Origin of the sequence: Anaerotruncus sp. 80, assembly GCF_009936115.1 — a bacterium.
In the GTDB taxonomy this organism is placed as follows: domain Bacteria; phylum Bacillota; class Clostridia; order Peptostreptococcales; family Anaerovoracaceae; genus Senimuribacter; species Senimuribacter intestinalis.
Genome location: NZ_QWES01000024.1, coordinates 28,281 through 52,943 on the forward strand (window position 1 = coordinate 28,281; position 24,663 = coordinate 52,943).

Annotated in this window: 29 protein-coding genes and 2 tRNA genes; 11 read left to right on the top strand and 20 right to left on the bottom strand. The window is 43.6% G+C overall.

Features of this window, described 5'->3' with window-relative positions:
* Nucleotides 1–13: 13 nt before the first annotated feature.
* Nucleotides 14–1,372 carry a PFL family protein gene (locus D1155_RS12265; protein ID WP_160202703.1) on the top strand — a complete coding sequence of 453 codons (1,359 nt, stop codon included), beginning with the start codon at nt 14–16 and terminating at the stop codon, nt 1,370–1,372.
* Nucleotides 1,373–1,762: 390 nt separating this feature from the next.
* Here the strand turns inward: D1155_RS12265 and D1155_RS12270 are convergent, their stop codons facing one another.
* Complete coding sequence (locus D1155_RS12270) at nt 1,763–2,602, bottom strand: metallophosphoesterase (protein ID WP_160202704.1); 840 nt, start codon at nt 2,600–2,602, stop codon at nt 1,763–1,765.
* A complete protein-coding gene (locus D1155_RS12275; protein ID WP_160202705.1) occupies nt 2,599–3,294 on the bottom strand; it encodes a DNA alkylation repair protein in 696 nt (231 codons plus the stop codon). The genes D1155_RS12270 and D1155_RS12275 overlap by 4 nt, the downstream gene beginning before the upstream one ends.
* Nucleotides 3,295–3,461: 167 nt before the next feature.
* Between D1155_RS12275 and D1155_RS12280 the strand changes: the two genes are divergently transcribed.
* From D1155_RS12280 to D1155_RS12300, 5 genes are all read left to right on the top strand, one after another.
* Entirely contained in the window at nt 3,462–3,782 is a 321-nt protein-coding gene (locus D1155_RS12280) for a PadR family transcriptional regulator (protein ID WP_201759594.1), read from the top strand.
* Nucleotides 3,775–4,368: a DUF1700 domain-containing protein gene (locus D1155_RS12285; RefSeq protein ID WP_160202706.1), complete on the top strand. Its 594-nt coding sequence runs from the start codon at nt 3,775–3,777 to the stop codon at nt 4,366–4,368. Before D1155_RS12280 ends, D1155_RS12285 begins: the two co-directional genes overlap by 8 nt.
* A gap of 3 nt (nt 4,369–4,371) precedes the next feature.
* Nucleotides 4,372–5,229: a DUF4097 family beta strand repeat-containing protein gene (locus D1155_RS12290; RefSeq protein WP_160202707.1), complete on the top strand. Its 858-nt coding sequence runs from the start codon at nt 4,372–4,374 to the stop codon at nt 5,227–5,229.
* 85 nt (nt 5,230–5,314) lie between these two features.
* Entirely contained in the window at nt 5,315–6,019 is a 705-nt protein-coding gene (locus tag D1155_RS12295; protein WP_160202708.1) for an ABC transporter ATP-binding protein, read from the top strand.
* Nucleotides 6,020–6,031: 12 nt separating this feature from the next.
* The gene (locus tag D1155_RS12300) at nt 6,032–9,028 is read left to right on the top strand and encodes an FtsX-like permease family protein (protein WP_160202709.1); all 2,997 of its coding nucleotides are present in this window, start codon (nt 6,032–6,034) and stop codon (nt 9,026–9,028) included.
* A gap of 117 nt (nt 9,029–9,145) precedes the next feature.
* Here the strand turns inward: D1155_RS12300 and D1155_RS12305 are convergent, their stop codons facing one another.
* From D1155_RS12305 to D1155_RS12320, 4 genes are read right to left on the bottom strand one after another with little or no spacing between them, the layout of a single operon-like run.
* The gene (locus D1155_RS12305; RefSeq protein WP_160202710.1) at nt 9,146–9,436 is read right to left on the bottom strand and encodes a lipoyl domain-containing protein; all 291 of its coding nucleotides are present in this window, start codon (nt 9,434–9,436) and stop codon (nt 9,146–9,148) included.
* Between the two features lie 3 nt (nt 9,437–9,439).
* Entirely contained in the window at nt 9,440–10,039 is a 600-nt protein-coding gene (locus D1155_RS12310) for a DUF5714 domain-containing protein (protein WP_160202711.1), read from the bottom strand.
* A gap of 2 nt (nt 10,040–10,041) precedes the next feature.
* Nucleotides 10,042–11,046 carry a lipoate--protein ligase gene (locus tag D1155_RS12315; RefSeq protein WP_160202712.1) on the bottom strand — a complete coding sequence of 335 codons (1,005 nt, stop codon included), beginning with the start codon at nt 11,044–11,046 and terminating at the stop codon, nt 10,042–10,044.
* Entirely contained in the window at nt 11,043–12,233 is a 1,191-nt protein-coding gene (locus D1155_RS12320; protein ID WP_160202713.1) for an FAD-dependent oxidoreductase, read from the bottom strand. Before D1155_RS12320 ends, D1155_RS12315 begins: the two co-directional genes overlap by 4 nt.
* Nucleotides 12,234–12,443: 210 nt before the next feature.
* Here D1155_RS12320 and D1155_RS12325 point away from each other — a divergent pair, with 210 nt between their 5' ends.
* Nucleotides 12,444–13,031, top strand: coding sequence for a DUF4230 domain-containing protein (locus D1155_RS12325; protein ID WP_160202714.1), 588 nt, complete (start codon nt 12,444–12,446; stop codon nt 13,029–13,031).
* A gap of 325 nt (nt 13,032–13,356) precedes the next feature.
* Here D1155_RS12325 and D1155_RS12330 read toward each other — a convergent pair.
* Nucleotides 13,357–13,444: transfer RNA gene (locus D1155_RS12330), tRNA-Ser, on the bottom strand.
* Between the two features lie 133 nt (nt 13,445–13,577).
* A complete protein-coding gene (locus D1155_RS12335) occupies nt 13,578–13,742 on the bottom strand; it encodes a hypothetical protein (RefSeq protein WP_160202715.1) in 165 nt (54 codons plus the stop codon).
* A 139-nt stretch (nt 13,743–13,881) separates the two neighbouring features.
* On the opposite strand from D1155_RS12335, the gene D1155_RS12340 reads away from it, so the two are divergent.
* Both D1155_RS12340 and D1155_RS12345 read left to right on the top strand, forming a co-directional pair.
* Nucleotides 13,882–14,022 carry a hypothetical protein gene (locus D1155_RS12340; protein ID WP_160202716.1) on the top strand — a complete coding sequence of 47 codons (141 nt, stop codon included), beginning with the start codon at nt 13,882–13,884 and terminating at the stop codon, nt 14,020–14,022.
* Nucleotides 14,023–14,245: 223 nt separating this feature from the next.
* Nucleotides 14,246–15,529: an O-acetylhomoserine aminocarboxypropyltransferase/cysteine synthase family protein gene (locus D1155_RS12345; protein ID WP_160202717.1), complete on the top strand. Its 1,284-nt coding sequence runs from the start codon at nt 14,246–14,248 to the stop codon at nt 15,527–15,529.
* Nucleotides 15,530–15,590: 61 nt separating this feature from the next.
* On the opposite strand, the gene thrC is transcribed toward D1155_RS12345, so the two are convergent.
* A complete protein-coding gene (gene thrC, locus D1155_RS12350) occupies nt 15,591–17,069 on the bottom strand; it encodes a threonine synthase (protein ID WP_160202718.1) in 1,479 nt (492 codons plus the stop codon).
* Between the two features lie 121 nt (nt 17,070–17,190).
* Here thrC and D1155_RS12355 point away from each other — a divergent pair.
* A tRNA-Glu gene (locus D1155_RS12355) sits at nt 17,191–17,265 on the top strand.
* 249 nt (nt 17,266–17,514) lie between these two features.
* Here the strand turns inward: D1155_RS12355 and D1155_RS12360 are convergent.
* The 11 genes from D1155_RS12360 to D1155_RS12410 form a co-directional block, all read right to left on the bottom strand.
* Nucleotides 17,515–18,312 (bottom strand): sigma-70 family RNA polymerase sigma factor, encoded by a 798-nt coding sequence (locus tag D1155_RS12360; RefSeq protein WP_160202719.1) that lies wholly within the window; start codon nt 18,310–18,312, stop codon nt 17,515–17,517.
* 101 nt (nt 18,313–18,413) lie between these two features.
* A complete protein-coding gene (locus D1155_RS12365; protein ID WP_160202720.1) occupies nt 18,414–18,758 on the bottom strand; it encodes a hypothetical protein in 345 nt (114 codons plus the stop codon).
* Nucleotides 18,745–19,332, bottom strand: coding sequence for a hypothetical protein (locus D1155_RS12370; RefSeq protein WP_160202721.1), 588 nt, complete (start codon nt 19,330–19,332; stop codon nt 18,745–18,747). The genes D1155_RS12365 and D1155_RS12370 overlap by 14 nt, the downstream gene beginning before the upstream one ends.
* Nucleotides 19,333–19,347: 15 nt before the next feature.
* Complete coding sequence (locus D1155_RS12375; RefSeq protein ID WP_160202722.1) at nt 19,348–20,211, bottom strand: hypothetical protein; 864 nt, start codon at nt 20,209–20,211, stop codon at nt 19,348–19,350.
* A 13-nt stretch (nt 20,212–20,224) separates the two neighbouring features.
* On the bottom strand, nt 20,225–20,566 hold the full coding sequence (locus tag D1155_RS12380; protein ID WP_160202723.1) for a hypothetical protein: 342 nt from the start codon (nt 20,564–20,566) through the stop codon (nt 20,225–20,227).
* Between the two features lie 238 nt (nt 20,567–20,804).
* Nucleotides 20,805–20,963 (bottom strand): hypothetical protein, encoded by a 159-nt coding sequence (locus tag D1155_RS12385; protein WP_160202724.1) that lies wholly within the window; start codon nt 20,961–20,963, stop codon nt 20,805–20,807.
* 114 nt (nt 20,964–21,077) lie between these two features.
* A complete protein-coding gene (locus tag D1155_RS12390; RefSeq protein WP_160202725.1) occupies nt 21,078–21,278 on the bottom strand; it encodes a hypothetical protein in 201 nt (66 codons plus the stop codon).
* Nucleotides 21,279–21,551: 273 nt separating this feature from the next.
* Entirely contained in the window at nt 21,552–22,109 is a 558-nt protein-coding gene (locus D1155_RS12395) for a hypothetical protein (RefSeq protein ID WP_160202726.1), read from the bottom strand.
* An 11-nt stretch (nt 22,110–22,120) separates the two neighbouring features.
* Nucleotides 22,121–22,978, bottom strand: a complete 858-nt coding sequence (locus D1155_RS12400) for a hypothetical protein (RefSeq protein WP_160202727.1) — start codon at nt 22,976–22,978, stop codon at nt 22,121–22,123.
* Between the two features lie 278 nt (nt 22,979–23,256).
* Nucleotides 23,257–23,478 (bottom strand): DNA-binding protein, encoded by a 222-nt coding sequence (locus D1155_RS12405; protein ID WP_160202728.1) that lies wholly within the window; start codon nt 23,476–23,478, stop codon nt 23,257–23,259.
* A gap of 5 nt (nt 23,479–23,483) precedes the next feature.
* Nucleotides 23,484–23,675: a helix-turn-helix transcriptional regulator gene (locus D1155_RS12410; RefSeq protein WP_160202729.1), complete on the bottom strand. Its 192-nt coding sequence runs from the start codon at nt 23,673–23,675 to the stop codon at nt 23,484–23,486.
* A gap of 152 nt (nt 23,676–23,827) precedes the next feature.
* Here D1155_RS12410 and D1155_RS12415 point away from each other — a divergent pair, with 152 nt between their 5' ends.
* Nucleotides 23,828–24,286 (top strand): helix-turn-helix domain-containing protein, encoded by a 459-nt coding sequence (locus tag D1155_RS12415; RefSeq protein WP_160202730.1) that lies wholly within the window; start codon nt 23,828–23,830, stop codon nt 24,284–24,286.
* The last annotated feature ends 377 nt before the right edge of the window (nt 24,287–24,663 follow it).

Sequence of the window (24,663 nt, forward strand, 5' to 3'; positions counted from 1 at the left end):
GGGATATAAGAATATGCTGAATATGAGCGATATCATGGAAACCATTACCATGATTCAGGAAGAAAACTTAGATATCAGAACCATCACCATGGGCATTTCCTTAATCGACTGCGCTGACAGCGATATCGATAAGTCCTGCGAAAAGGTTTACAACAAAATTCTCCGCCTTGCCAAAGATCTGGTCAAGACTGGCGAATCCATTGAAAAAAAATACGGTATTCCTATCGTAAACAAACGAATTTCTGTTACTCCAATCTCCATGTTGGTTGGCGTTTCCGGCGGCGATCCCGTAAAATACGCAAAAACCCTGGACAAAGTTGCCCACGAGGTAGGCGTGAACTTTATCGGCGGCTTTTCCGCTCTGGTACAGAAAGGCTTCAGCGCTGGCGACAGAGAGCTGATTGAGGCAATTCCTCGCGCTCTTGCAGAGACCGAACTGGTTTGTTCTTCCGTCAACGTAGGTTCTACTAAAGCCGGAATCAACATGGACGCAGTTAGACTCATGGGCGAAAAAGTACGACAGGCATCTGAACTGACGAAAGATAGACAGTGCATCGGTGCTGCCAAGCTGGTAGTATTTTGCAATGCCGTTGAAGATAATCCGTTTATGGCAGGCGCTTTCCACGGCGTAGGAGAAGCCGACTGCGTACTCAGCGTCGGTGTTTCAGGTCCAGGCGTTGTGCGTTCCGTCTTATCAAAGATGCCGGATGATGCACCGCTTAACGTAATCGCCGAAGCCATCAAGAAAACAGCATTTAAGATTACTCGTATGGGTCAGCTTGTCGGTATGGAAGCAGCTGAAATGCTCGGTGTTCCATTTGGAATTGTAGACCTTTCTCTGGCGCCGACTCCTGCTGTTGGCGATTCTGTTGCCCACATTTTAGAAGAAATCGGACTGGAGCAGTGCGGCGCTCACGGCACAACAGCTGCCCTTGCTATGCTCAACGACGCGGTTAAAAAAGGCGGCGTTATGGCATCTTCCAGTGTCGGCGGGCTTTCCGGCGCTTTCATTCCAGTCAGCGAAGACGCAGGCATGATCGCAGCTGCCAGAAACGGCGTACTTTCCATCGAAAAACTGGAAGCTATGACTGCTGTCTGCTCTGTAGGTCTTGACATGATCGTAATTCCAGGAGACACTGCCAGCGAAGTCATTTCCGCAATCATTGCAGATGAAGCAGCCATCGGTATGGTCAACTCCAAAACAACTGCGGTCAGAGTCATTCCTGCCATTGGACTTTCTGAAGGCGACGAACTTGACTTCGGCGGACTGTTGGGCTACGGACCGGTTATGCCTCTGCGTAGCCAATCCCCTGCCAAGATGATTCACCGCGGCGGCAGAATCCCTGCACCGCTACAGAGCTTGAAGAATTAACATTAGGAAATTAGTATTAAAAAAACCTGTCCGGCTTTTTCATTTGCCCGGCAGGTTTTTATTTTCCATTGAATTTTCGTACCTATTCCGTTTTTTTGCAAAAAAGGTATCAAAAATTAGGAGTTATTTCATGCTAACTAAAAGGTTTTGAGCAAATGGACCAAAATTTATTGTACCTTTCTGTTTTTCAACGGAATATTTTCATGCAAATATTCCATTATACGAAAGTTTATTCCTTGATTTCCATATAATAGGAAAAATTATTCTGAGGGTTTAGTACCTTTTTTGCAAAAATCGCCTAAAGGTACCAATGATACATTTTGTTCATTTGCCGTACCCACCTGAAGCTTTGCTCCGAGGAAGGATAGGGTTGTTATTTTAATATGAATCTCAGTCCCCCGGCGTTAAATGGATTACCGCAATTTCCGGCCGGTTAAGAAACCGCACCGGCACCGGACTGCTGCCGAGGCCTCCGCAAATAAAGAGCTTCATAGCGTCCATTTCGTAAAGACCCTTGGTATAAAAAGGTTCGCCGCCGGCAAGTTCCGGAAACCATGTTCCTCTGTTGTTCAGCCCGCCGACAAAAGGCAGCCGTACCTGTCCGCCGTGAGTATCTCCGCACATCGCTAAATCCACGCCAAAATCAGAAAAGGCTTTAGAATTGCTGATATGGGCCGCCAGAATATTGTATCGGCTCTCATCCAGTGTGAATTCATTATGCAAGTCGAAGGCGTCGGAATAGTAGACATTATCAATTCCATAAAGGCGCAGGCTGGTTTTCCCTATCTCAATATCACGACTTTCATATCGGATCACCTCTACTCCTGCCTTAGAAAGTCTCTCCTCGAACTCTGAATCATTGTCATGTTCTCCATTTACTGCATAAACTGGATACTCCTTTGCAAGATCAGAAAGCAGCTGTTCTGCCACCTCCGCTCCCCGACTGTCGCCTGCAGAAAACATATCTCCCGTGGATACGATAAAGTTCGGCTCCGCCGCCTCAATAGCCTCTATCAGCCACTTGTTGTCTTCACCGAATTTCCACCCATGCAAATCCGTAATCTGTACGATGGTCACTTCATCTTGTATTTTTTCACTCTCGATGGTCACTTCCGTCGTTGTAAGCGTAAAAGTGCCATAGTACCAGATTCCTGCCAGAATCAGGCAGTACAGAATAAAGTGCAGGCAGCCGTGACGTTTTCTTCGTCTCTTCACTTTTATTTCATTCATTTTCGTTTCAGACTGCGCAGGTAGTCTTTCGTCTCCTTGTCAATTCTATAGCTTTCAATCGCTTTTTGCAGTGATTTGTTATGAATCCATTTGTCCAGCGTCTGTACTTCAAAAAGCCCGACAGTGCTGTCATACTGCTTAATCAGAGCAAAGCTGTAATACCAAGCAATTGCCATGTTGATATAATAGTCGTCTCTGTGTATCTGTGCTAAAATTTCCAGCATTTCCGGTCTGAATTCATCATCCAGAAATAGCTGCAGCTGAGTTACAATCCCATATCGTACCGTATAAGTATCCGCACTTTTCATCCATTCCAAAGTCTTGTTATAAAGCCTGTTTAAATCCTTCTTAAATGCCTTCGGCGTAAAGCTGTCGCAGGTCGCCCAGTTATCGATATAAGGCAAAAATTCCTCTGTCATGGAAAGCGCTGTATCAAAATCCTTTGCAATCTGTTCGATGAGAAATGCGTGAAGATTGTTTTCTTCATAATATTTATGCGGTAATTCTGTCAGGAATGCGGCAATCTTCTGATCTGCTGCCATCTTCTTTGCAAGTTCCTTTGCCAGCTTTCTGAGAGCCGGAGTACGTACGCCGATGATGTTCTCCTTCTCATAACCCGGCATGAGCCTTGCGTGAAAATCCCTATATTTCAAATCTTGCAATGCAAATAATTGTTCTTCAATTTGCTTCATTTTCAGTTACCTTTCTCTTATAAATTTCTTCCAGTATATCATCAATCCACTGTAATGTCATCGCATATCTTTCTCATAAATCTCTTACAATTTTCTTAAATCCGATTATACCTCTTGACAGATAGTACTACGCATTGTATAGTATTACACGAAAGGGGGTATAATCCATGATTAACCCACAGATGAAAAAGGGACTCCTCGACGTCTGCGTACTGTCAGTACTCAGCCGAGGCGATTCCTACGGATACAAAATCATCAAGGATTTATCCGACTATATCAAACTGTCAGAATCCACTTTATATCCCATTTTGAGGAGACTGGAAGCATCTGACTGCCTGATGGTCTACACCGTAGAGCACAACAGTCGTCTTCGCAAAATGTACAAACTGACAGAAACCGGCAAAACCCAGATCAGAGAATTCCTTACCGGCTGGGAAGAAATTGAAATTATTTATCGATACATCAAGGAGGGATTAGAACATGAATAAAGAAATCTTTCTGCACCAGCTGCGAATCAGGCTGACCCAACTTCCGCCACAGGAGACACAGAAACGACTTGATTATTATGCTGAGCTCATCGACGATATGGTCGAAGACGGTGTCAGTGAAGAGGCTGCAGTTGCCAGTTTTGGCGATGTAAATCTGCTTGCACAGCAAATTCTTAGGGAAGCTTCCCTGTCTCATCTAGTAAAAGCAAAAGCTACACCAAAGAAAGGATGGACAACAACCGCCATTATCCTGGCTGTCATCGGTTCTCCTCTCTGGGTGCCCCTGCTATTTGCGTTCATTGCAGTCATCGGCTCTATCTTTATCGTCATCGCAGCAGTCATCATTGCTATCTTCGCAGTAGTCATATCCATTGGATTTGCTGGGATTATACTGCTATTTAAAGCATTTACGCTAACAAGCAGTGGTATCGGTTATGTGCTGCTCACCATCGGCTTCAGCTTTATCTTTGTTGGTCTGTGCCTTCTGGGCATTCTTGCCGCAAAGGCTGCCGCAGTCTACCTTACTCAATTCTCACGCTATATCTATGGGCAGATAAAGAGTCTGTTCATCAAACAGGAGGTGTAATAGATGAAACACAGTACAAAAATTATCCTACTTGCCTCTGCAGGTCTGATTTCTTTCGGTCTCATTCTGTCCATTATCGGTCTAATCTGCGGCGGTTCTCTAACAAATATTATGGAGAGCGACCTCTGGCGTTTTGTAGGTTATAAAAAAGTTCACTACGATAATACTTTTGAAAATGACAATACATATCACATCTCCGCATCTTCCATTCGTTCCATCAGTATCGACTGGATTGACGGCGATATTTCCGTCATCCCTTACGACGGCGATGACATCATTTTAACCGAATCCTCAAACAAAGAGTTAGACGATGAATACTGCCTTCGCTACCGGATTAAGCACGGCGTTCTTCAAGTCGAATACTGCAAATCCAACTACTATATCGGTTTTTCCTTCTCCGATAATGATGATAATCTCCCAATTAAAGCGTTGGAGATAAAAGTTCCCAAAAATATAGCGGAAAGTTTGCAGGAACTGGACGTTGACGCAATATCTTCCGACATCTATCTGGAAAATATCGCGGCGCAGGCGCTGTCTATTGATACCATTTCCGGAAACTTAACGGGGAATCTCCTGCTGGCTGATGACATCACCTTTGATTCTACCTCCGGCTCCATGGATTTAAAGCTATCGCATTGTCCTTCTTCCTTTGAAATGTACACAATCAGCGGTGACTGTGTTGTGTATCTTCCAAAAAAGCCTAGTCTGGATTGTGACTTTGACACCATCAGCGGCAATTTCCACAGTGAATTTGACATCAATTTTAAGGATGAAGACGAATTCATCATCGGCAGCGGCAAAGCTTCCTTTGAATTTTCTTCCACCAGCGGAGACATGACCATAAAAAAACTGAAACTTTAGGAAATTCTTCCAATCTTCTTTGACCCTTCCCGGGAATTATGTTAAAATATTTTTAAGTATTTTAATTGCTGGGGAGGGCTTTTTTATGTGCGCATTTGTAGCATTCAATCAGGTAAAAAAAGTATATCATATGGGAGAGGTTTCCATCGAAGCACTGAAGGACGCTACCTTTGAAATAGAAAAAGGTGAAATCTGCGTCATCGTTGGCGCTTCCGGTGCAGGAAAGACCACCCTTTTGAATATTTTAGGCGGTATGGACACCTTGAGCGGGGGCTCCGTCATCTTAGATGGTACCGATATTTCAAAGTTCGACAAGAAACAGCTGACTGCCTATCGCCGCCATGACATAGGATTTGTGTTCCAGTTCTACAATCTGGTACAGAATCTGACCGCCCTCGAAAATGTCTCGCTGGCAACCCAGATTTGTAAAAATCCGCTGGATGCCCGCACCGTTATGGCGGAAGTGGGACTCGGTCACAGAATGAACAACTTCCCTGCCCAGCTTTCCGGTGGTGAACAGCAGCGTGTCGCCATCGCTCGCGCCCTTGCAAAAAATCCAAAGCTGCTCCTCTGCGATGAGCCCACGGGAGCTCTTGACTATAACACCGGCAAAGCTATTTTAAAACTGCTACAGGATACCAGCAGAAAAAATGGCATGACCGTCGTTATTATCACGCACAACTCCGCGCTAACTGCCATGGCTGACAGGATTATTCATATCAAAAACGGCACCGTTTTTTCTGAAGAAAAGAATCAACATATTGTTCCTGTTGAAGATATCGAATGGTAAGAGAGGTCGCCCATGCTAAAGAAATCTACATTTAGAGAAATCAAATCAAGTCTTGGTCGCTATCTTGCCATTCTCGCCATCGTCGCTCTGGGCGTAGGCTTTTTTTCCGGACTAAAGGTCACCCGGCAAGCCATGATTGCCACAGCAGGAAACTATCTTGATGCAAACAATTTTTTCGACTATCAGGTCATGAACTCACTGGGTTTCGAAGAAGAGGATGTCACTGCTATGGCAGCCCTTAAAGACGTAAAAAACGCCGAGGGCTCTATCAGCTGTGACGTGCTTTATCATACTGATAATGTAAAAACCGACCAAGTGCTGAAACTGCATTCCCTGCCTGAGAATATCAATACCTTAACTCTAAAAAGCGGTCGCATGCCAAAAGCTGCAAATGAATGCATTATCGACTACAACCTCCTCGATGAAGATCCCATAGGCTCTGTAATCCATTTGTCCAAGGATAACGAAGATGACACACTGGACATGCTGACCCATGACACCTATACCGTTGTGGGAACCTGTGTTTCCCCCATTTACCTGAATTTTGAAAGGGGCTCCACCGCTCTTGGAAATGGATCCGTTTCCGGTTTTGCCTACCTCGGAGACGGAGGTTTTGATACGGACTATTACACTGAAATTTACCTGTCCCTTGTTGAAAACTTTCCCATTTACACCAGTGCATACAAAGATCTCATCTCAAGAACGGAGGATGCCGTACAGACACAGGTTGACATACAAGCAGACCGCCGCTATGACGCTATCGTGACAGAGGCACGCAAAGAGCTTACAGAAGCTCAGAAAGAATATGACAAAAACTACAAGAAATATCAGAACGAAAAAGCTGATGCCCAGCGAGAACTTGCCAGTACCTATCAGAAGTTGACAGACGGCAGAGCCGAAATTGCCAAAAACAAAGAGAACTTAAACAAACAGGAAAAACGCCTCAAAGATAATCAGGCTAAGGTAGAACAAGGGCTTGCTGAAACCGCAAAAAAACGAGAAGAATTTGAAGCAAATAAAGCTTATCTGCCACCGGAACAGGCTGCACAGACCGAAGCGCAGCTTTCTGCTGCCGAAAAAGAACTGCAAAAGAATCTAAAAGAAATTAAAACAGGTTTTACGCAAATAAGCGAAGGCAGAAAGAAGCTTTCCAAGTCCGAAAAAGAAATCGAAGACGGCTTCACCGCCTACTATAAAGGCAAAGCGGAAGCAGATGAAAAGTTTGCAAAAGCAGATGCGGAATTTAAAGATGCACGAATAGAACTTGCCGATGCCGAAAAAGAAATCGAAGACATCGAAACACCTGACACATATGTGCTGGACAGAAATACCAACATCGGCTACGCCTGTTTCGAAAATGACTCCGGTATTATCGATGGAATCGCAAAAATCTTTCCGATTTTCTTCTTTCTGGTAGCAGCCCTTGTGTGTATGACTACCATGACAAGGATGATTGATGAACAGCGAACCCAGATTGGCGTTATGAAAGCTTTAGGCTACAGTAACGGCGCGGTCATCGGAAAATATATGTTCTATTCGGGAAGCGCCGCTTTAATTGGCTGTATCATCGGCTTCTTCTCCTGCTGTTACATCTTCCCGATTATCATCTGGCACGCCTACGGCATGATGTACGATTTCAGCGCAGACCTTGTCTATATCGTCGATAAACCGCTGGCAGCCTCTGCTCTTGCAGTTTCTCTGCTGTGTTCCATGGGGACTACCCTGTTCTCCTGCTATGCAGAGTTCAGAGAAGTGCCTGCCCAGCTGATTCGCCCCAAAGCCCCGAAAAATGGAAAGAGAATTCTTCTGGAGAGAATTCCTTTCCTCTGGAATAAGCTGAGCTTTCTCTATAAGGTATCGTTTAGAAATATTTTCCGCTACAAAAAGCGTTTTTTCATGATGGTACTGGGTATCAGCGGCTGTACTGCCCTGCTTCTGACAGGTCTCGGCGTCAGCGATTCTGTGCGAAACTTCGCTGACTATCAGTACGACGAAATTCAGGTATACGATTACAGCATCACATTTAATAAGGAAATGACAGAAACTCGCCAACAGCGCTTTTCTGAAAAAAATGCTTCTTCTATAGACAAGCTGATTTATCTCCACCTAAGCAGTGCCGACCTAGTGACAGAGGACGCTATAAAATCGGTCAACTTGATTGCAGCAGACAGTTCTGACTTTGGTGATTTCATAAGGCTTCATGATAACGCCGGTAATCCAATTTCCTACCCGAGCCAAAAGGAAGCGGTTATCTGCAGAAAGCTGGCTAACACCTATAATCTTTCGCCAGGCAGCGATTTTATTCTGCGAAACAAAGATGGAAAGGAAGTTCATCTTACCGTCAGCGCCGTCTGCGAAAATTACGTGCAAAACTACATCTATATTTCACCGAAAGCTGTAGAAAATGACTGGGGCGGTCTTCCGGAAATAAAAGCTGCGCTGGTTTATGCCGCTTCTGATTCTGCTGCAGACGGCTCAAATGCAGATACGGGCGATAACACCGCGCATATCTACAGTTCTTCCGCCAGCGTCCTAAATGATTCCTATGTAGCTGCAGTTTCTATCAACCACGATTTCAGAATCCGCGTAGAAAACATGATGGAAAGTCTGGACTACGTTATTCTGTTGGTTATCCTCAGCGCTGGCGCACTGGCGTTTATCGTGCTTTACAACTTAACCAACATTAACATTACAGAGCGAATTCGGGAAATCGCTACCATCAAAGTGCTGGGCTTTTATCCTGGTGAAACCTCTGCCTATGTGTTCCGCGAAAACTTTTTCCTGACAGGAATCAGTGCCCTCGTAGGACTTATTCTGGGGAAAGTACTCCATGCTTTTGTCATGAGCCAAATCCAAGTGGATTTAATTTGCTTCGACGTGCGAATCACACCGCTCAGCTACGTACTTGCCGTGATTCTTACATTTGCCTTTGCCACAATAGTCAGTCTCGCCATGTACTATAAGCTGGAGAAAATCAGCATGACTGAATCACTAAAATCCATCGAGTAAAACATCATGCTTCGCTGCGTATTTGCATACTTGCACAATTATCCACGACAGAAAAAAAAGTTTTCTTAAAAGGCGATTTCGCCAAAATAAGAAAACTTTTTTGCTTACTTGAAAGATTTATTTGTTTTCAATATATCCTACTACATCTCCTGCCTTAAAAACGTGTTCATCTTCGATGAGAATTTCTTTGAGGATCCCGCTGACCGGCGCCTTGATCTCTACGATTTTCTTGTCCACTTCACCCTCACAGACGGTCTGCCCTTCCTTAACAGCTTCCCCCACTTCCACCAGCCATGTGATGGTTCCTTTTTTTGCTGTTAAATCAATGGGCTGCTTCATGCACTCACAATTCCTGTAAGGCTGCGGCTTTGGCAGCAGACTTTCCGGCACGATAATTTCCTTTGCCATCTCTTACGCCTCCTTCTCATCTTCTTCATAGAACGGACATTTCTCTTCCAGGCACTGGGCATTTTTCCCATGGTATCTGCATTTGATGTCATCTGAAATCTCCATATGTAACCCACATTTTTCGTTGATATACGGCACACCCTCCTGCGCCGCCAAAAAGGAAGTCCTCTTGCAGCACCTAGGTCCCGGATATTTGGAAATCGCAATCAGACTCTTACCAGTTCCCTCGTTTGCCCACTGCCAGTTTTCCACAGAAAGAGGCGACGCTCCGGTATATACACTGATAAAAATGCCAATGCCTACTGCTGCGCCGCAAGTGCCGCAGTTTCCACAAAATCCAGGAGGCACGGTCTTTGCCCGTTCTTCTGTTATAGCAAGCCAGCTATCCAGTTCCTCCCAGGATTTTCCCTCCTGAATCGCCGCAATGCTCAGCAGCGCCGCCGGCATGATAAAGTGGTGATACGGACAGTGCATAGGCATGCCTTCCATGTTCATCAGCTTCATCAGCGCTTCTTCCGCTTTGAGATTTTTTCCCTCTTCATACATGCTCTTACAGACTGCTCTCATATCTGCAAAAACTTCATCTTTCATTATAAATGCCATGATTACTCACTCCTTCCTGCTAAAAAATTCAATATATCTTCTTTATTGGATGTTCCAAAATATGCCTCAAGCTTTATCCCCTGCAGGGCTTTTTCTATGGCGCTGTAAGAAAATTCAACGCCCTGCAGTCTCGCAGAGATTTCCCCAAAATCTTCCAGCCCCAAATAATCTCCGCTAAAAGAACAACTTTTGATTTCGCTACCCTTGATATTTCCATGAAAGGTCACTGTACCTACAGGAAATCTGCAGCTTGCCTCCATGGTACATATCGGATTCCTGCCGAAATTCCATTGTCTGTTTCCATATCTGCGCTCGATGAGAGTCGCGATTTCCTCTTCTTCATCTGGGCTCATTTTCCCAATGAGTTGACAACTTTTTGATAGTTCCTTTCCCCAGTCTTCAAAGAAAATATCTGCACTGATATGTCTAAGCGCAGGCACCAGTCCACGCAGATTGGAAACTCTGCTGCGTACAGAGGTAACGCCTTTCGACACTAATTTTTCCTTCTTTGGCGTCAGGACTTTTTCCATAGCAGCAAGATTACAATCAAAGAGAATGCAACCATGAAAAATCCCACGTTCTTCTCTCTGTGTCATGGCTGTACCGCTGATTTTCACTACATTTCCTGAGGAATCCGTCATACAGATGTCGTTTCTGCCGTTTGCAAAACATGGTGCGCCGCAGCTCTGCAGATAGCTTATCATCATCTGCAATCCCTGCGCTGCCTTCTCCTCAAAGACCCCATCTGGGAAAATGAAGGAAAAATTGATATTTCCCAAATCGTGAAAGACTGCGCCGCCTCCTGTCAATCTCCGCACTATTCCGATATGCTCACGTGCCGCAGCTGCCTCATCAACTTCTGCCAGCGTGTTCTGATGTCGACCGATGATAACTGAGGGGTTGTTGCGCCAAAGATAAACGGTATCTTCCTCCACATGATTAAAAAGCATCTCTTCCCTTGCCAAATTATGACTGGGGTTATGACTTCTTTCGATGATTAAATTCATAACAGACCTCGCACGGCTTCCTTTAATAGTTCTCCCTCCGTAGGGTGCGGAAATACCTGCTCCAAAAACTGCTCTGCAGTCATCTCAGCAGCAATCGCTGCCTGTCCGATTTGAATGATTTCTGAAGCCAAATGAGAAACCACATGAAAACCTTTTAAGATGTGGGTTTCTTTTTCCATGACTGCCTTTGCAAATGCGCCCTGCGTGCCGAAAATCACGCCGCCTGCCATCATATCTGTCGAAAGATAACTTTCTACCATGCCTTCTTTGCAAATACTGCCTGCTGCCGCTGCCTCAAGGGGCGTAAAGATACACTGGGCAGTAACGATGTTTGGTTTTATGCGTTCGGTTCTTTCCCCGGTCACCGCCGCACCAACTTGTCGGCCATCCTCTGCTGCCATATCCGCTGTAAAATGTACGCCTTTGCAGTCTCCAATCAAGTGAATTCCTGCCGTCTGTCCTTTAATCAACGGAAGCTTCGGCTTTCTTCCGCAGCAAAATACCATATTCTCAAAAACACCGGATACGCTGTTGGTCTCAAGCTGTACACCCAGGCTTCTCAGGTAGGAGGCCATGGCATCACTGATGTCCTTATCCCATCCCGGCAGAATTCGCGGCATATGCTCGTGCAGAGTAATCTGAACGCCCAAGGACTGTAAAATCACCGCAAGTTCCACCCCAAGGACGCCGCCTCCAATTATATCAAGTCGTTTTGGCAGATTTTCCAGCGTAAAAAGCTGTTCTGCGGTAAACTGCTGCTCTGCGGTAAAGTTTTCTGCACTGATTGGCTCTGAGCCAGTGGCAACAATAATTTCATCACACATCAGACAGGTTCCATCTGCCAGTGACACCTTGCCGGCCTCTATCTGGCTAACCTCCGCTTCTAACAGCTGAACCTTCTGCTTCTGCAGCATATATGTCATGCCGTACACAAGCTGCTGAATCTTCCCAGTAGCTAACTTACGCAGATCCTTCGGGGTTAGCTCCGTTTTCGCAAAACCGCTTCGAATTAGAGTCTCTGCCGATTTTATCACCTGCAAATAAACTCTGGTCGGAATACAGCCGCTGTTGACACAAGTACCTCCGATAGAGTTCTTTTCTATTAAAACTGTTTCAATTCCTCGGCGTCTAAGCCCCATTGCCGCCTCATAGCCAGCCGGACCGCCACCGATTACGATGACTTTCATGGAAACGGTCACCTCCTGTATCAGTGTTTTGGTAAAACTCTCAATTAAAACCCAATCTATCACTAGATATTATCTATTATAAAACTTTGTCTTATCTATTGCAACAAAAGCAGTACGAAGATTTTTGTATTCCGTGGTAAATCTATTGCATTTTTGCCGGCAGATGATAAAATAAGCTTAACAATATATTTTGTCGAAAAGGGGAACATTATGAAGAAAGCTAAACAAATCGGCGTAATTGCTTTGTTTCTTGCAGCAGTCTGCCTCATCTGTTTCTTTTTCGGACGCTCGGTTGGCAAATCTGCCGGTGTTTCCGAAATTGATGCAGTAGTGCTGGAGAATAAACTGACGGAAATTAGTGAGCTCGCCACGATTACTTACTCATACACCAATATGGCTGAATTTGAAAATAGTAAAGATTTTTACGGAATTAAACTTCCTTTCACCACCAAAGGATTTATCATTACCTACGATGGAGAGATTAAAGCCGGTGTCAATCTTTCCAATGCTGAGATTTCAGTTTCCGGGCAAAAGATTTCGATTACTCTCCCTGAGGCTGAAATTCTGTCCCATCAGATTGAGGAAGACAGTCTGGAGGTTTTCGACGAAACCACCAGCATTTTCAACCCGCTAAAGGTCACCGACTACAACAGCTTTAACAAAGACCAGAAAGCTGAGATGGAGAAAAAAGCCACTGCCAAGGGGCTCCTTACCGAAGCAAAGAAAAAAGCTGTAGATACAGTCAAGGGCTTTATCTTGCAGCTTATTCCGGAAGACTGGACAGTCGAGGTTGTCTAAGTTCTTCTTTGCACATCTCCTATTATTTTCCGAAAAATGTAGGTGGAATGTAGGTATAGAAAAAACCAACGGGCAAAACCGTTGGTTTTTTAATGATTTTCTGGCGGAGGACAACGCTTTGTACTTCGTACAAAGCTCCTACAGGAGCCTGCGAATATTGAACAGCAGAGGATCGCAGGCTCCTTTCGCTCTCCCATTTTGCATTGCGGGCGAAGTCCTGCGCAAAATGGGGATGGGACACTCTCACCCACGCGTGGATTCTCGCCCCATTAGATGCTAAGTCAAAAAATAAAAATGACACCCATCAGAGTGTCATTTTTATTTCTGGCGGAGGACATGGGACTCGAACCCACGGGGCTGTTACACCTTACCGCATTTCCAATGCGGCTCCTTAGCCACTCGGTCAATCCTCCAAGCACCATTATAATTTACCACAAGTTGAGGAAGATTGCAAGTAGTTTCTGCTATGTTTTTAAAACATTTTTTTGCAGCAGGTTTTTGATGCAAAACAAAACCTTTACTCTGCGCATAATTCTCTACCTATCTTTATTTCATCGTGCTACAGCAAATATCTTTGATATTGCCTGTCAGGCAGTGTATTACACACAAAAAAAGCGGCGCAGCCATATCTGCTTCCACGAATTTTCCGCTGACCGCACCAGGGTCTGTCCTGTCGTGTCCTGCAAGAGTTGTCCCCCGCCAAAAAATCATTGAAACGCATTCTGCCCACATTGACCCTGTTTACACATATTTTCATATTTTTCCTATTTACCCATTGACAAAGTAGGAAAAAACATTTATACTCATATTAACTTCACAGACAGGAAATTGAAAGAAAGGAGTCCCTATCATGAAAAATTACAATTCTGCTTTTGTAATGATAAATATGATGACAACTATGTACATGTGGATGTTCTCCCTGTGCATGTCTTTAAGTGCAGCAGAATTCGGTTGGGTCTCTCCTTCAAAAGTACGTCGCGTTATCGCTTAAACGATACACAAGGTTCAGTTACGTATCAGCCCGGAAGACAAATCGAATCTTCCGGGCTGTTTGATTTTTGTAAGAAAGGAATTAAGACAATGAAACACTATTTTCAGGAACTTGTCAGAGAGAATTTCCGATTCGGACGAATGTGACTAATCCGCATCACTGATGCTAAGCAGTAAATCTATATTATAAATGTAAAATCATATAAACAGAAAGGAAAATAATCATGGCAAACTATAAATTTGAAACACTCCAGCTCCACGTAGGACAAGAAACTCCAGACCCAGCAACTGACGCTCGTGCAGTTCCAATTTACGCTACAACTTCTTATGTATTTCATGATTCTGCACACGCTGCAGCACGCTTTGGACTTGCTGACGCAGGCAATATTTATGGTCGTCTTACCAATTCCACCCAGGACGTACTGGAGCAGCGCGTTGCCGCTTTAGAAGGCGGCACAGCCGCACTGGCGCTGGCTTCCGGCGCAGCTGCAATTACCTATACCCTGCAGGCGTTAGGGCAAAATGGCGGTCACTTTGTTTCACAGAAAACCATTTACGGCGGCAGTTACAACCTGCTGGCTCATACCCTACCTGGCTTTGGCATTACTGCAAGCTTTGTGGATATTCACAATCTGTCTGAGGTCGAGGGTGCTATCAACGAAAATACCCGTGGAATTTACATCGAAACCTTAGGAAATCCAAACAGTGATATTCCTGACATTGACGCGCTAGCACAACTTGCTCATAAGCATGGGCTGCCTCTCATCGTAGACAACACTTTTGGCACGCCTTATCTGATTCGTCCCATTGAACATGGCGCTGACATCGTCGTCCATTCTGCAACTAAATTTCTTGGCGGTCATGGTACAACTTTGGGTGGCATTATTGTAGACGCCGGCAAGTTTGACTGGGCAGCCTCCGGAAAATTCGACCCAATCGCCGCTCCAAATCCTAGCTACCACGGAGTTTCCTTTGTGGAAGCTGCAGGTCCGGCGGCCTTTGTCACCTATGTCCGCGCAATCCTGCTTCGTGACACCGGAGCGACCATCTCTCCATTTGCTGCATTTTTGCTCCTGCAGGGTGTAGAGACTTTATCCTTGCGACTTGACCGTCATGCAGAGAATACAAAAAAAGTTGTGGAATTTCTTACAAAGCACCCTCAGGTAGAAAAGGTAAACCATCCGTCTCTGCCTAATCATCCGGATCACGACTTATACCAGAAGTTCTTCCCAAACGGCGGTGCTTCCATCTTCACTTTTGAAATCAAAGGCGGCATTGCCGAAGCACACAAGTTTATCGACAATCTGCAGATTTTCTCTCTGCTTGCTAACGTAGCTGACGTTAAAAGTCTGGTGATTCATCCGGCTACAACGACCCACAGCCAGCTTAATGAAGAAGAATTGGCAGAGCAAGGTATCAAGCCGAACACCATTCGTCTGTCCATCGGCACAGAACATATTGATGATATTATTGCAGACCTCCAAGACGGATTCAATGCAGTAAAATAAAATCCTTCTAAAAAGGCTTCAGCGAAAATGCTGAAGCCTTTTGTTTAACTGATTCAACTTATTATTTTACAGACTCTTCTACCACGTTCATCATTTCTTCGATATTAATTACGCCGGTATGTCTGACTTCTTTCTTATCTAAATCTTTTAAGCCCTTCGGCACGCGCACGCCGGTCTTTGCTGCCAACGCTTCCACATAGCGGAATCCATTTTCTTCCTCTCCAAGGCCGATTGATTTTGCAACGCTTTCAGCAAACTTATAAGCGCTAGCCGTGGATGCAATGACGGTCGGTGTGGTATCCCCTGTCTCCTTGCGATAATCTTCATAAACCTTATACGCCACTGCAGTGTGGGTATCCATAAGATAGCCATGCTCCGCATACATCTGGCTAATAGTCTCGTTGGTTTGTGCAACATCCGCATAGCCGCCATAAAAATCAGCAAGGCCTGCTTTGATTTTATCGCTGACTTTGTAAACCTTTTCGGTGTCTAACTGCGCCATCAGTGCCTTGATTTCCTCTCCATTTCCGCCGGATAAATGATACAGCAGCCGTTCCAGATTGCTGGAAATCAAAATGTCCATGGACGGTGAATTAGTCAGATAAAAGTCTCTCTTGATATCATATATACCTGTATTGATAAAGTCTGTCAAAACTTTGTTTTCGTTGGAAGCACAGATAAACTTGCCCACAGGAATGCCCATCTGCTTTGCATAGTAACCTGCCAAAATGTTCCCAAAGTTTCCGGTCGGCACCACGATGTTCATCTTTTCGCCATTTTTAATCGCACCGCTTTCCACCAGCTTTATGTAGCTGTAGACGTAGTACGCAACCTGTGGCACCAATCTGCCGATATTGATGGAATTAGCCGAAGAAAGCTTACACCCAGAGGCTGCCAGTTTTTCGGCAAATGCGTTGTCATTAAATATTTTCTTTACGCCAGTCTGCGCATCATCAAAGTTTCCGTTGATAGCAAAGACATGGGTGTTTGCACCCTCCTGAGTAATCATCTGACGCTCCTGCACCTGACTGACGCCCTGATTCGGGAAAAATACGATGATTTCTGTTCCCGGCACATCTGCAAAACCCTCCAAGGCAGCTTTTCCGGTATCTCCAGAGGTTGCAGTCAGAATGCAAATCTTCTTATCTTCATTTTCTTTCTTGATGGCAGTGGTCAGCAAATATGGCAGAATAGACAGAGCCATATCCTTAAAAGCTGCTGTTCTTCCATGATACAGTTCCAGAAAATATGCGCCGCCTGCTCTGACAATCGGTGCAATATCCGCAGCTTCAAATTTTTCATCATAAGCGCCGTTGATGCAGTACTGCATCTCTTCCTCAGTATAGTCATCGAAGAAAGCACCGATTACTGCGAGAGCAATCTCCTGATAGGTTTTTCCCATCATATCTTCTATATTAAACGGAATCGCCGGAATCTCAGTCGGAACGTAAAGACCCTTATCTTCAGAAAGTCCCTGAATAATCGCCTGTGCCCCTGTCAGTTCCTGCTTGCTCCCTCTTGTACTCTTAAATTTTCTCATTATAGCTTTCTCCTTCTATTTAAAATTTATAAAAATAAAAAATTCTACTAGACAACAATCATTTTTAAGTATATAATAAATAGCGTGAGATTTCAACTGCTCATTGATAATTTTTAAATATGCTTCCATGGTCAAGTGGTCAAGACGCAGCCCTCTCACGGCTGAATCAGGGGTTCGACTCCCCTTGGAAGTACCAATACATTTTGAGAACCGCATACAGCTTGCGGTTCTTTTCTTATCCGTTGATATTTCAACGTTTATGATGTTTTAATAAATTCTGCCGCTTTATTCATTTTTTGTATACTTATTCACCGTTTGCCACTCATTCAAAACTTTTGTATTAAAATTATATTAATTTTTGTATTAAAAAAATCAGCTGATAACGTTTATTTTTCAACTGATTTTAACATACGATACAGTCTATTATAGATTTAAATGTAGTATCTCACATTTTAAGCATGGTAACAATATCTTCAAATTGTCGTATTTCTTCCTCAAGCTGGATACGCTTCAGGGCGATTGCCTCCGTGTTGGAAGTGAAACCACTATTCTTCCATGCTCCCATACCTCCGGCATAGTTCCTATGACTTTCCAAATAGTCGTTTAAGCCGCTTTTCTCCTGCTCTTCTTTCGGCAATCCCAAGAGGAACTTGCGGAGCTTTCGCAGTCCATTTTGGTATTGGCTTCGCCACTGGTTCACGTGTATGCCGTGCAGATGGGCGGCATTGGTAAAGGTTGTATCATGCAAATAGTGAAAGTTTACTGCTTCCCGTTGCTGGTCGCTTGGTATCTGCTTTATGCCTTTGCGTAGCAGTCTACCGACATCTTGCCAAAAGTCCGCATCTTCTATGTGCCGGTGTGCTGTTTCGCCCTCAAGGTCGATAAGTTCATCAATTAAACATGCCTCGGTATCGTCTCCAACGGGTCTATATAAGCTAATCAAATGATTATCAGGACTGTTTACCCTTGATTCACTTCTCCCGCCGTACAGGGCAATTTTAAAGGCATTAGGCACATAATACTTGATATAGTACCCGATGAACGACTTCCCCGCAGAAGGTTTGTAGCGTTCTGCCGCCGGCTGCAGCTGTAAATATGCTTCCTGTATCATGTCGTCATAATAATCCGGCTGGTTGTAGCTTCTCGCCTTAATCTCAACAAGCCTTTGCACGCCCTCCCATAAAGGCAATAAATAGGCTGTATCGCCCGATTTCACCTTCAAAGCAAGTTCTTCATTCGTCATAACTTTCACCTCGCTGTATAAGCAAATAGCCGCCAAATTCAGCGGCTACATGCTCCAACTATGAAATTCTAGTATATAGAAACCGTCAATCATAACGGATTCTAACTATAATATTTTCTAACCGCTTTCCTAACGCTATCCGGTTCCATGTCGAATATTTCTCCAATCTCTCGCCATGTCATACCGACCAGGTAGCGCATACGCAAAATCTCGCGAATTTTCGCATCATCTACCGCAGATACTTCCGCTTCAATTTTTCTTGCTAGTTCAATTGAACTAGCAGTATTCTTTATCAGCAGTACCGTAAGATCTGCGATAGAGGCAGCCGTTTCCGGGTCGTGGTTTGTTTCCTGCAAGTCTCGCAGTTTTTCAAGTCTTCCGGTCTGGTTCTTGATTTCTTTCACCAAATCCGGGTATTGCTCAAGTAAACTTTTATCCAACATCATTTTTCACCGCCTTTGCTATAGCTCCGTATTTGTTGTAAATTTCATCTAGTTTCTCCTGCTCTGGGTCCGGTTCCGGTTCCGGTTGCAGTTCTTGAAGTATCTCTTGCCGTATCTGCTGCCGCAGCTGTTGTTCTTCCTTTGCCTTTTTTAACTGTTCAGCAGAGCTGATAGCGCGCGAAGGGGCTTTTGGGGGCGTATAGTCTTCCCATTCGGTTGCGGCTGTACCTTTCAGCGCGTCTAAGAAACCGTCATCTTCCGTGATTTGTTCGCGCTCTGTTACACTGTCCGCCTGTCCTAAGTACTGTTTGCCTAGCCATATCCCCATTGAAGCATTCTTTTCCGCAAGTTTGAATTGGGAACGTCTAAGGGATATTTGCCCCGGTGCTCTCTTTTGTGCGAATATGTCCGCAAAATTCATTTTGTAGGTACGTTTACACCATCTTTCAACGGTATCAGCTGAACACCCAAAGAACCCCGAAATTTCAGCAAGTGTGCATTGCAAGGCACAAAGGCTTTCAAAATTTTCTTGGTCAATTTCAATGCGTTTGCGTCCTCTTTTTGCGGTTTCGCTCATAGGCTCACCTGCTCTTTATTTCTGCGTTCCTGATTCAGCCGCCTTTGTACTGTACAAGTAAAGCGCATTTACTTTATTATCCAGGACGAAAGCATCATAATTTATTCTGCCCTCTACCAGTGATCCAGAAAGCCCCGGTGGGTCTTTGTGGATTTTATAGTCTGCCAGCTTTACAGGTGCAGCCGCCGCCATCGGGTGACCGTAAAGGAATTTGAAACCTTCCGGCATACGCTTTGAAAGTACTTTGATGATTGCCGCACCGTCCAGCGCAGCAACTGCGCCTTTTTGGCGTAGCTCTTTGCCAATATCTTCATTGACTGCAAGAGCATTGTTTAGTTTCATCAGGCGCAGCACCTCAGGCGTTACAAGAATATATCTCCCCTCTTCAGGTACTTCCGCCTCATCAAGAACAACGCTCGCCGCTGTGATGGCTGCATAAATGTTTTCTTCGGTCAACTCGGCTGTCTCACTATTTCTAAGCCCTGCACGCTTTATAATTTCACCATAAGAATGTACTTCAATTTCCGGTAAAACCTTTTCCCGTAGTTGCCTATTGAGTGCAGAGGCTGCCTCAAGGTTTCCCTTGGTTTCGTCTTCGTCCAATTTGTCAATTTCAAAGGTAAAGGAACGGTCTTTTTTCAGTGTCATTTCTTCGGTCGTTGCATCTAACGTGGTTACCGCTCCATAGTGTGACCAATTGCCTTCTTTTATTTGATTTCTTCCGTAGTCCTGCATTGGTGCAGTGCCTACTTTATAAAGCTTGATAGTATTTGCACCGGTAAAATTGAATTCTGCACCGGCAACAAGGTCAATTGTTGACGCTTTTGTCATAACCTCATCTACATAAGGTTTAAAATCTGTTGCTAATTGAATAGCCATTTATTTATCACTCCTAATCGTAAAGCCCGAAACTTCTCCGAATATCCTCCGATTTGTCGTGCGGTTCTCCGCCTCGCGGCTCATATACAGGCTTCGTGCTTGCCTTGCAGGCGTTAATACCCTGTGTAATCTGCATAACTGCCGCATTCATATCTTCGGACGCCTCTAAAAAGCTCTGGAATTCTTCGGGCAAATTGTGTTTTTGTAATAACTCTTTTGCATTAAATGCCTTTTCCCTTTTTGCAAGTTTTTTTTCCCTCTGTTCTAGTTCCGGCTGCTTGTTTTTTTCTCGCTGCAACCTTTCCTGCACAATCTGGTTTACCTCTTCCTGTGTAAATGTCTTTTCTTCGCTCACAGTCTAATTCCTCCGTTTTCTGCCCGGGTGGGCTAATTTTAGACCCCTACTTGATATACCGCCAGGGTCTCGGCGGGTGGATTGGAAAAAAGAAATTTTAGGACAAATAAAAACGTGGGAATAACTCTTTCAAGCTATTCCCACGCTGATTTCAGCTTACACCCGCTCAGGAACCAAGCGGTTGCGGTACTATATCTTTATTTGTCTGATAATAGTATACCGCAGCTTTACAGCCTTTTCAAGTGATTTCGATATAAATTCGGTCGTATTTCTGCCCGTTTTCAAGATTGCTTTTGATTCGCTTTTCTTTCACCTTTCCCGGTGCTGCCTCTTTGATTGCTTCCACAACTGGGCGGATTCTTTCAAAGTTTTCATAGCTGATTTTGATTTTTTCCATTTCCGAAACTCCTTTCTGATTGACTTTTTCCGCCTGCAAGGGTAAACTTTAATTGTGTTTTTGGGTTTGCCCTTGCAAGCCTTTGAAGAGTCCTTTTATATGCGCTTTACCGCCTTATTTAAGGGCTTTTCGCATTTTATTGGCGTATCTTATACCAATGACAAATCCCACTTCGAAAGAATCGTTCAAAATATCAAATTCGTCGTTGCGACTCCTCAACTCAAGGCAGTCCTCCATCGACAAGTTAAATTTGCCAATCCTGTTAAAATATTTTACTCTATACTCTTCCAAGGCGTTTTCTACTCTGCTACTCATTTTGCTATTCCCCTTTCTTGCTTGGTCTGACACAAAGATAACGCTAACTCATATCCTTCTACAAAACAATCAAACCCGCTTATACATATCACCTCTTCAATTGCTACGTCTATGCGGTTATAATCGCTAAAATCTCGCACGCATTCAAGCGCATTAATAAGCTTCTTTCTTGCTTCGTCACACTCTGCAGAGAGTTGCCCCGAAGCAAGGTTCCTAACATAAATCTCCCACAATATATCTAGCCTAGTCATTCCTAAAATCACCTTTCTTTTTTCACAAATCCGACAGCGTGTCGGATTTGAATATTGATAACTGTTCTTGTACTTCACTATTCACAATCCTTACAAGCTTCTTGTGTTCGTCTGTTTCCCTCTTCAATGCCGTTTCTCCAACGTGGTAGGGGAAAATATCCATCAAAAACTTTTGCGCCCTCAAAACGTCGTTTTTTGTTATTGCTCTTACTGTTGGAAAATTATAGTGCATTCCTGTTAATAATCCGAAATTTTCGCATGCCTCTTCATGGTCCGCGTTTTCTCTTACTATCACGTTCAACCTTATTCTTGACGGTTTCCATTTCCACCACCACAAATTATGTGGACAATCATGTACGGCAGGTGTTTCAGTCAGCCAGCTTTCAAGCGCTATAATCCTTTTGCAGCGTAATAGTTCTTGTTCTACCTCTTCCCTTTTATTTACTCCTCTGAAATACTGCAAAAACTCTGCCCCACATTCTAAAGTTGCTACCGCTTTATTACTCGCCTCTTCAAGCTGTTTCTTTATGGATTCTGTCGCCGCTTCTCTATATCTTAATATCAACCATTCTTTTTTCACTCCTTCACCTCCTACAGTTCCCTAAAGAATTCCATTTGTTCTTCTATAAAGTTCTTTTCTAAGTGGTATATCTCCGATTTCCTCGCCTTTTTCCCCCTTGCCCATCTTTTATAGGGTCTTCCGTTTATGCAGCGCAAACGGTATGTTCTGTAGATATCTCCATTCAATGGGTCAGTATATTCTTCTATACTGCCGTCTATAAGCCTGTATCCTTCCGGGGTAGCTATTTGCAACTCTTCATGTTTTAAAGGATATTTTCTAACCTCCGGTTCTCTTAAATTTCGCGTCCTGCTGTATGCTTTTTCTTGGAAGTCACTCACCTTGTCATAGTGCTTTGTTTTCTCTTTTACGAGATAGTGCGCCAGGTAATAAAAATCCTGATGGATTTCCCCTTTCTCGTTTGCGTGCTCTCTGATGTGAATTTCATCACGCCAAAAATTGCCTTTAATGCTCCATGTGTTCAGTGCCTTTTCCCCTTCTTTACCGGGTTTATTTAATACCATATGAGTATGAAACAAGCGTTCGTCTTCTATTGCCCATATTGCTTTTAGCTCCTGACCGTCTGCACGATATGCCGCCCGCAGCTTCCTTATAAACTTCTCAACATCGCTTTTTGCGCTCTCTCGTTCTTCCGGTCTCTCTTCTGGCTTATATGTAAATGTTATGTATAAATCTCCTACTTTGAAATTTTCTTCTATTATGGCGTGAATTCTTCGGGTTAGCTGCCTCTTATTGCTTTTGATAACAGATTCTTTTGATGGGCGGTTTTTCTTCGCCCGTCTTCTAGTCTCCCTGTCCTTTTGGCAAGTTCTAACTATAATTTCTTCCCCTGCTATTGTAACTTCTTTCCACCTTTCAATTCTCGCCATTTTGTCCTTACTTCCTCCTTTCCATTTTTTCTATGTCGTAAACTTAAGCCTATAATCAAGGGGTAAAAGAGGACGTTTTTTCACCCTCTTCAAATCCTTTTTTGTATAAATCCGTAAACTGTTTACGGATTTATCCTAGTTGGTATATTTTTGAATGTTATCGATATCTTTTTAGTCAACGCTATCTTTGTAGCCGACTAAAAACATTACAATATCAAATTGGTTCCAGCCTTCATGCGATACACGGTTAAATAAATTTACAAATTCATAATACTTCATTATCTCGCCTGCCTTTCTGCCATTGTGCACATACTTTTGTTAATGTAGTTGATTAAGTCGTTAAGGTCTATCAGTCTTTTGCTGTGAACTTGTACAAACGGGATTTCACCGTTTAGAATAGCCTCCCTGATAAACCATTTTGAAATAGCCGTATCCGGATCCATTTCTTTTAGGATTGCATACGCTTGTTCAATTGTCCGCAGTTTCTTTAATTCCTGCATGTTTTTTATTCCTCCTTTACAATGATTTCTTCCACGTCTACGCCCAGGGCTTTAGCGATTTTGCCAACGGTGACGATTCCCGGGTTTCCCCCGCGCACAATTGTTGCGGCGGAAACTTTTGCAACCTTTGCCAGCTGTGAAATCGTTAAAACATTTCTTGCACGCAAGAGGTCTAACTTATCGTGGTCTAACTTCATTTATTTATCCTCCCTTGGTTTCATTATTTAACCGTATCGGTTATTTATTTTTGATATTACTACCATTTTGGTTATTCGTCAAGTATTTTTTTAAAAAAACTGCCTTTTTGGTTATTTTGTGGTATACTAATTTTATTGCAAGAGGTGACAAGATGAAAAAAAATATTGGTAATAAAATAAAAGATTTCAGAATCGCTAATAGCATGACGCAATATGACCTTGCTACCGCTTTATGCGTTTCACCTATAACCGTAAGTCGATATGAAACGGGACAACGTGAACCAAATATTTCGATGATTGAAAAACTGTCCGACGTTTTAAATGTTCCTGTGTCAGCATTCTTCCTTTCTGACGAAGATTACAAAAAAATTGGCAACACTACGGATCTTGATTTTGACGAAGCAGGTTTTGACGGTTTTGCAAAAAAAGTTCTTGATTCTAAAGATATCCAACTTGTAAACAATTTTAATTTGCTTAACGAGTTTGGAAAAGCAGAAGCACTGAAAAGGATTTCTGAATTAGTCTTATTATCTAAATATACTGATGGCAAAGAATTAACCAAAGATGATGTTTTGAAGGACGAATTTTCCGAAGTTCTTAAGTACTTTTAACACTGGTGAACGTGCTGCACCGCCTGTTATCCGAGTCTTGCGGAAAGGGGTGGTTTTTATGAGTACATACGAAGAATTCATGGTTATCTTAACCGCTGCGCTGCTCATTGTAGCCATTCTGAGTTATACACATAAAAAATAGCCGTTCGCCTTTGGTCGAGGAATAGAACGACTATTTTTTAATAGCTTTTTAATTTTTCACCGGGGCAGGTGGTCACGGCACCTTCCGGTTGTCTTGTTAAGTATATTATAACAAACATCAAGGAAATGTCAACATGACCAAAGATTTTTAACTACAAATTCTGCTCCAAAAGTGATAATGTCTTAAGAAAGCGCAAGAGAAAATGTCCCAAAAGGATTCCTAAAAAACACATATC